This is a genomic window from Ureibacillus sp. MALMAid1270 (genome assembly GCF_049202975.1).
Classification (GTDB): Bacteria; Bacillota; Bacilli; order Bacillales_A; family Planococcaceae; genus Ureibacillus.
The window spans coordinates 1-7,553 of the sequence record NZ_JBMIRP010000022.1; the positions used below are offsets into that span (position 1 = coordinate 1).

At 35.4% G+C, this 7,553-nt stretch carries 7 protein-coding genes; 6 read left to right on the forward strand and 1 reads right to left on the reverse strand.

Annotated elements, in window-relative coordinates; translation table 11 throughout:
* Positions 1-195: 195 nt before the first annotated feature.
* Positions 196-348 (reverse strand): hypothetical protein, encoded by a 153-nt coding sequence (locus ACOQFO_RS01950; protein ID WP_421688038.1) that lies wholly within the window; start codon positions 346-348, stop codon positions 196-198.
* Between the two features lie 176 nt (positions 349-524).
* On the opposite strand from ACOQFO_RS01950, the gene ACOQFO_RS01955 reads away from it, so the two are divergent.
* The 6 genes from ACOQFO_RS01955 (at position 525) to tnpC (ending at position 7,457) form a co-directional block, all read left to right on the forward strand.
* Positions 525-1,913 (forward strand): aldehyde dehydrogenase, encoded by a 1,389-nt coding sequence (locus ACOQFO_RS01955; RefSeq protein WP_421688039.1) that lies wholly within the window; start codon positions 525-527, stop codon positions 1,911-1,913.
* 234 nt (positions 1,914-2,147) lie between these two features.
* Positions 2,148-3,620, forward strand: coding sequence for a UDP-N-acetylmuramoyl-L-alanyl-D-glutamate--2,6-diaminopimelate ligase (locus ACOQFO_RS01960; protein WP_421688040.1), 1,473 nt, complete (start codon positions 2,148-2,150; stop codon positions 3,618-3,620).
* Between the two features lie 161 nt (positions 3,621-3,781).
* Entirely contained in the window at positions 3,782-5,359 is a 1,578-nt protein-coding gene (locus ACOQFO_RS01965; protein ID WP_421688041.1) for a peptide chain release factor 3, read from the forward strand.
* A gap of 153 nt (positions 5,360-5,512) precedes the next feature.
* Entirely contained in the window at positions 5,513-5,704 is a 192-nt protein-coding gene (locus ACOQFO_RS01970; protein WP_025910450.1) for a hypothetical protein, read from the forward strand.
* On the forward strand, positions 5,701-6,054 hold the full coding sequence (tnpB, locus tag ACOQFO_RS01975) for an IS66 family insertion sequence element accessory protein TnpB (RefSeq protein WP_025910451.1): 354 nt from the start codon (positions 5,701-5,703) through the stop codon (positions 6,052-6,054). The genes ACOQFO_RS01970 and tnpB overlap by 4 nt, the downstream gene beginning before the upstream one ends.
* A gap of 53 nt (positions 6,055-6,107) precedes the next feature.
* On the forward strand, positions 6,108-7,457 hold the full coding sequence (tnpC, locus tag ACOQFO_RS01980) for an IS66 family transposase (RefSeq protein ID WP_421688042.1): 1,350 nt from the start codon (positions 6,108-6,110) through the stop codon (positions 7,455-7,457).
* Positions 7,458-7,553 lie beyond the last annotated feature (96 nt).

Below are 7,553 nucleotides of genomic sequence, written 5' to 3' on the forward strand. Positions count from 1 at the left end.
GTGAAAATATTTTGATAATTAATTTCCAGTTTTAAAAAAATGAACATTAAAAAATCCCACCTAAAATAGGAGGGATGAAATAAATTGGTTTGAGGAAAATCCTTGAACCACAAAGCTCGGCGAATGCCGAGAGTCTATTTAATCATGAGGAGGAAAAAATAGTAATTCATATTAATTTTTTTGTCAATTTAGTTTCTATTCGGTTGATTGTGTTTCATCATGTGGCAATTGTTCTTCTGTCAAGAATAAAAAAGATTCGTCTTCTAATAGATGCACTTTTTCCTCATTTAGACCAATGGACAATGGTCCAGAAAATATTTGCTCCCACCAATTATCAGTCGAAATCATAAAAATTGCCCCCTCTTTTTTAAATGTATCCCTCGTAGCATATTACTGCATTCTGAAAGTGAATGAGTTATGCTAGAAGAAGAAATTCACTACAATTGGTAGTAAATATACACTTTTATTATGAACAGATAAAATCTTTTTTATGTAACAAAAAAAATTATGAGAGGATGATTTATTTGAAATTTACTACTGAAGATGTAGAAAAGTTAATTTCCATCCAACGTGATTACTTTTATTCTGGAATGACTAGATCAACAGATTTTAGAAAAAGACAACTTGAAAAATTAGCAAAATCCATTAAGAAATATGAAAAAGATGTCATTAAAGCATTAAACTTAGACTTAGGTAAAAGTGAATTCGAAAGTTATACAAATGAAGTAGGTATGGTGTTAAGTAGTATCCGTTATATGTTAAAACAAATAGATGAATGGGTAAAACCTGAAGAAGTAAAAACACCATTATCATTACAACCAGCAAAAAGTTTTATCATTCGAGAACCATATGGTGTTACGTTAATTATTGCACCGTTTAATTATCCATTCCAATTAGTAATGGAACCACTAATAGGAGCAATTATTGGGGGAAATACAGCTGTTATTAAACCGTCAGAATCCGCTGTCCATACTTGCGCTATTATAAAAACAATAATAGAGGAAACTTTCGAACCACAATACATTCAAGTTGTGGAAGGGGAAAAAGAAGAGGTAACAGCACTTATTCAATCTTCTTTTGATTATATCTTTTTTACAGGTAGTGTAGCAGTTGGTAAAGTAATTATGCGAGCGGCAGCGGAAAGATTAACACCAATTACATTAGAACTAGGTGGAAAAAGTCCGACAATAGTTGACCATACCGCTAATTTGAAGTTGGCTGCTAAAAGAATTGTTTGGGGAAAATTTAATAACAATGGCCAAACATGTGTCGCACCTGATTATGTCCTTGTTCAACAATCGGTGTATCATGAATTTGTTGCTTTATTAAAGAAAACGATTCAACAATTTTTTGGGGAAAATCCTCGTGAAAGTAAAGATTATGGTAGAATTATTAACCATAAACAATTAGAACGACTTGCACAACTATTAGAAATAGAAAAAAATAACATTACTTATGGTGGGACATACGATTTACAAGACCGATATATTGAACCAACGATATTAGAGAATATTTCATGGAAAAATCCTATTATGGAAGATGAAATTTTTGGTCCAATATTACCTATCATGGCATATGATCATCTTCAAAGTGCAATAGAGCAAATACGAAGACTACCAAAACCACTTGCAGCTTATTTCTTCTCTGAGCATGAACAAGCGATTGATTATTTCCTTGAGCAATTGTCGTTTGGTGGTGGTTGCATTAACGATACAATTACACATGTTGGAAATATTCACTTACCATTTGGAGGGGTTGGTCCTTCTGGTGTAAATGCTTATCATGGTAAAGCAAGTTTTGAGAATTTCACACATCCAAAGTCAATTATGCAACGTTCCACAAAAGTGACCAACGATCTATTGTATCCTCCTTATAAAAACAAAGTGAAACTAGTACGAATGGTATTAAAATAACGTCTATTAGCTTCCCGAAAAGTATTATTATTACTTTTTGGGAAGTATCATTTTGTTTTGCTAAATAAAGTGTAAAAATAGTGCATATTAGAAATGTAAAAAAATATGCCCTAAATTCACTGATTTTTGATATGATTAATTTCATTACAGTAAATTTAAGATAAAATAAATAAGTTGTATACATAACGATAATTAGTGATTGAACTTACCGATGATTGAATGGAGGATAATAGGATGTATGCAGAGGAATTGTTAAGTGTAATCCCAATAAAAAAAGTTATTGGGCAGTTACCAAGTAATGTAATAGACCTTTCAATCGATTCTAGAAGTGTGCAACCAAAAAGTATATTTATATGCATTAAAGGCTACACAGTTGATGGGCACGATTATGCACAAAAAGCAGTAGATTCAGGTGCAACAATCGTTGTAACAGAAAAGGAACTTCACTTAGAAGGTCAAGTTGCTCAAGTAATCGTCGATGATACGAATCGAGCGCTTGGTTTAATTGCAGCGAAATTCTTTGACTATCCATCCAATGATATTACGATGATTGGAGTAACTGGTACGAATGGTAAAACAAGCGTATCAGGAATTATTCATCACATGCTAATCGGCATGGGTGAAAAATCAGCCCTGTCAGGAACAATCGGGTTTAACTTAAATGGTGTTTTATATGAGTCAGCTAACACAACAAGTGATGCACTTAATACGCAACAAATGATTTTCCGTGCAAAAATGGAAGGCTGTCGGGCTATGGTAATGGAAGTTTCTTCTCATGGTTTGGCATTAGGTCGTTTAGCAGGTGTAGACTATGATGTGGCTGTTTTTACGAATCTAACACATGATCATTTAGATTTCCACGGAACTATGGAAGAGTACGGTAATGCAAAGGGATTACTATTCTCCCAAATGGGGCAAGATTTGACTAAGCATAAATATGTCGTATTAAATACGGATGATCCTTGGTCTAAAAAATATGCTAAATTAACACCTTACCCTGTTTATACGTATGCACTTAAAAATAACGCCCATTTCACAGCAGAAAATTGTAATTTTGATGACGGAATTACAACATTTGATATGAATACTCCAGAAGGAAAGTTTCCGGTTACAATGAAGCTTTTAGGTGAGTTTAATGTATATAATGTATTAGCTGCGGTGGCTGTATTATATGGGCGAGGATTCCCATTAGAAGCGATTATTGAACAAATAGAAGATTTAAATCCTGTTAGAGGACGTATGGAACTAGTTAATACAGATTTACCGGTTCAACTGTTTATAGACTATGCACATACACCAGATGCTATTGAAAAAGCTATTAATGCTGCGCTTCCATATAAAAAACCAGGGAAAAAATTAATTTTCTTAATCGGTACAGGTGGTAATCGTGATAAATCCAAACGTCCGGCAATGGCTGAAAAAGCATCAAGAGCTGATTATGTCATTTTAACAACTGATGATCCTCGTTATGAAGAATATGATAGTATTACTGGTGACCTTGCCAAAGGAATGCTTCATGAGAATTATGCTTGTATAGGTGACAGAGCAGAAGCAGTTCGACATGCAATTTCTGTTGCTGAACCAGGTGATATTATTATCTTTGCAGGAAAAGGACATGAAGATTACCAAATTATCGGTAATACGAAATATCCACATAGTGATGCAGATATTGCCATTGAAGCTGGTCGATTAAAGTTTGTTTATTAATTAAAATGTAAGATGATTGTAAAAAATTTGGTACCCTCTCTAACAAATTTTCTAGAGAGGGTTTCTTTTTGCGACAATTAGGTTTACTTCAATATAAAAATGTTGTATATAAAGGGAAATTTCTTTTATTATTAGTTAGGTAGAAAAAGGAGATACGATACATGACTTCAAAATTAGAACAAGATATATTATCCCGTCGTACATTCGCCATCATCTCTCACCCGGATGCTGGGAAAACGACGATAACAGAAAAATTACTATTATTTGGTGGAGCAATACGTGACGCTGGTACAGTAAAAGGTAAAAAAACTGGTAAATTCGCAACGAGTGACTGGATGGAAATCGAAAAGCAACGTGGGATTTCGGTTACATCTTCTGTAATGCAATTTGATTATAGTGGTTTTCGTGTGAATATTTTAGATACTCCAGGTCACCAAGATTTCTCAGAAGATACTTACCGTACATTAATGGCCGTTGACAGTGCAGTCATGGTTGTAGACGTGGCTAAAGGTATTGAAGCACAAACGCTAAAATTGTTTAAAGTTTGTCGTATGCGCGGAATTCCGATTTTCACTTTTGTGAACAAACTAGACCGTCAAGGGAAAGAACCACTTGAAATTATTGAAGAATTAGAAGAAGTATTAGGTATTCATGCTTACCCTATGAACTGGCCAATCGGAATGGGAAAAGAGTTTTTAGGTATTTATGATCGTTACAACCAAAGAATTGAACAATTCCGTACAGATGAAGACAATCGATTTTTACCTATCGATGAAAATGGGGAATTAGCAGTTGACCATCCAATGAAAGCAACTTCTTACTATTCTCAAGCAATGGATGACATTACATTATTAAATGAGGCTGGAAATGAATTTTCAGAAGAGCAAATTCGTCGTGGGGAACTTACGCCAGTATTCTTTGGGTCTGCACTAACAAACTTTGGTGTACAAACATTCCTAGAAACTTATTTAAAATTCGCACCACCACCGCAACCAAGACTTACGGTAGATGAACAATATATTGAACCAGTAGAACATGATGATTTCTCAGGATTTATATTTAAAATTCAAGCGAACATGAACCCAGCTCACCGTGACCGAATTGCTTTTGTTCGAATTGTATCTGGTAAGTTTGAGCGTGGAATGAATATTACGCTAGCTAGAACAGGAAAATCATTTAAAGTTTCACAATCTACACAATTCCTAGCAGATGATCGAGAAACAGTAGACGAAGCGGTTGCAGGAGATATAATCGGGTTATACGATACAGGAACGTATCAGATTGGTGATACTGTCGTTGGAGGCAAAAAAACATTCCAATTTGAAAAGTTACCTCAATTTACGCCTGAATTATTTGTCCGTGTAACAGCTAAAAACGTTATGAAGCAAAAGCAATTCCATAAAGGGATCTTACAGCTTGTACAAGAAGGAGCAATCCAATATTATAAAACACTTCATACAGAGGAAGTCATACTAGGTGCAGTTGGACAATTACAATTTGAAGTGTTTGAACACCGTATGAAAAATGAGTACAATGTTGAAGTTCAAATGCAACCAATTGGATCTAAAATTGCAAGGTGGATTGAAAATGAAGACGCAGTAAAAGAATCCATGTCTTCAAGTCGTTCTATGTTAGTAAAAGATCGTTATGATAACTTAGTATTCCTATTCGAAAATGAATTTGCGATGCGCTGGTTCTCTGAGAAAAATGAAAATATAAAATTATATAGCTTATTATAAATTTCCGTAAAACTGTTCAGATTGATATTCAGTCTGAACAGTTTTTTTATATTCAATCAGATTGTAACAAAGTAAGCCCGTATTCAAACAACGCATATAAAACATCAGGCACCTCCGGTACGATAAATGTATCAATCAAAGGAGGTGCCATTTATGTCTACAAACAAATTAACCATTGTTCCCGTCAAACTCGATCCTATTCCAGTTGAAATTTCTTCGAATCATTCTCTCCAATACACTGCTGAGCCAAGTTGTGTAATTAAAACCGCTGTGGCTGAAATTTCCTTCTTCAATGGCGTAGATGAGCGCATTATCCAAACCATTATGAAGGAGCTGAAGGGATGAAACAGGATTTTACGAGCGTGCAAAACATCTACATCATCTGCGGCAAGACAGACATGCGTAAAGGTATTGATGGTCTCGCAACGCTCATTCAAGATTCTTTCGAATTGGATCCGTATAGTGATTCTATCTTTCTGTTTTCTGGATGGAGCAAGGATCGTTATAAATGTTTGTATTTTGATGGAGATGGCTTCGCCATGCTTTATAAACGATTAGATAATGGAAAATTACAATGGCCAAAAGATGAAAATGAGGTACGCAAACTTTCGCAACAAGAGCTTCGTTGGTTATTAGAAGGATTATCTCTGCAACAGCCAAAGGCGATTACAAAATCTACAAAAGGTATCTTTTAATAGCCCTATTTTAAGTGGTATAATCATTCATAACTTAAATTGAACGAAATGTGGTGAATGATTTGGGAAACGCTTCAAATGAAAAAGTGATTCAATTATTGGAAGAACAATTAGCCTACACAAAAGAACAAAATAAAAATTTAACCAAACAAATTGAAGCATTGACTGAACAAATTCGCCAATTAACAAAAGCTTTATACGGTTCTAAATCAGAAAAGTCAAAGTATCAAGTACCAGATGGACAAGGCTCATTATTTGAAGACGATCCGTCTTTTAACGAACCTGAGCAGACAGAAGAACAAAACATCGAAACGGTTAGTTATACGGTTACTCGTAAAAAGAGAAATAAAAAACGAAATGATTCGTTTCATGAGGATATAGAAATTGAAGAGATTCATCATCACCCCGCCAACTTAGCTTGTGACTGCTGTCGTGGGGAGATGGTAGAGTTCAGTTCAACGTTGATACGTGAAGAGGCGAAATTTATTCCAGCCTCCCTGAAGCGTGTGCAACACTTTGAACATGTGTATGAGTGCAAAACGTGTAAAAACGATGCCCTACTAAAAGCTCAAATCAAACGAGGTAAAGCACCGCAAGGTCCAATCCAAAGAAGCATTGCCGGTCCTACTGTTTTGGCAAAGCTTATCTACGATAAGTTTATCCAGTACTTACCTCTTTACCGTCAGGTAAATGAATGGGAGCGCCATGGACTATATACAAATGATAAAAATCTATCCAATTGGGTAATACGTGTGGCAGAGGATTGGCTTCAACCGCTTTATAATTTGATGAACCAATTATTAACGGCAAAATCTGTGTTGCATATAGATGAAACCTACGCACAAATAATTAAGCGTTCAGATGGAAAGCCAGCTCAATCAAACGCTTATAACTGGGTATGTCGCAGTGTACAAAGTGAAGGTCCCATTATCGTTCTATTTAAGAGCGCTCTTTCTCGTGGGCGCACTGTATTAGAAGATTTAATTAAGGGATTCAAAGGCACTGTGATCTGTGATGGGTATTCAGCTTACGGTCAATTACCTCATGTTCAATTCGCCAACTGTTGGGCTCACGTACGCCGTTATTGGCTAAAAGCCGATAGTAAAAATGGACGAATAGGCGTGCAGTACTGCGATCGGTTGTTTCATATCGAACGGAAAATCAAACATCTTTCACCGGAAGAGCGCTTGCAAGTTCGCCAACAAGAAGCAAAACCGATCGTCGATGAATTTATGGATTGGATTGATCGTTCGCCTTTCTTCGGTAAAAATGCCATTGCGAAAGCAGCTGAATATACATTAAGCCGTTCATCAGAGTTAAAGGTTTTCCTTGAAAATGGGTATGTCGCCATTGATAACAATCCAGCTTTATACCAACCATTAAATTATTCTGAGCTTTACTAGAATACTTTGTAATATCAAAACTATTCTTCTAAATGCTCAGAATAATTTTTTGGATTATTTCAATCCGTATAGTTTAGCAAGGGTTTCTTCATCTGC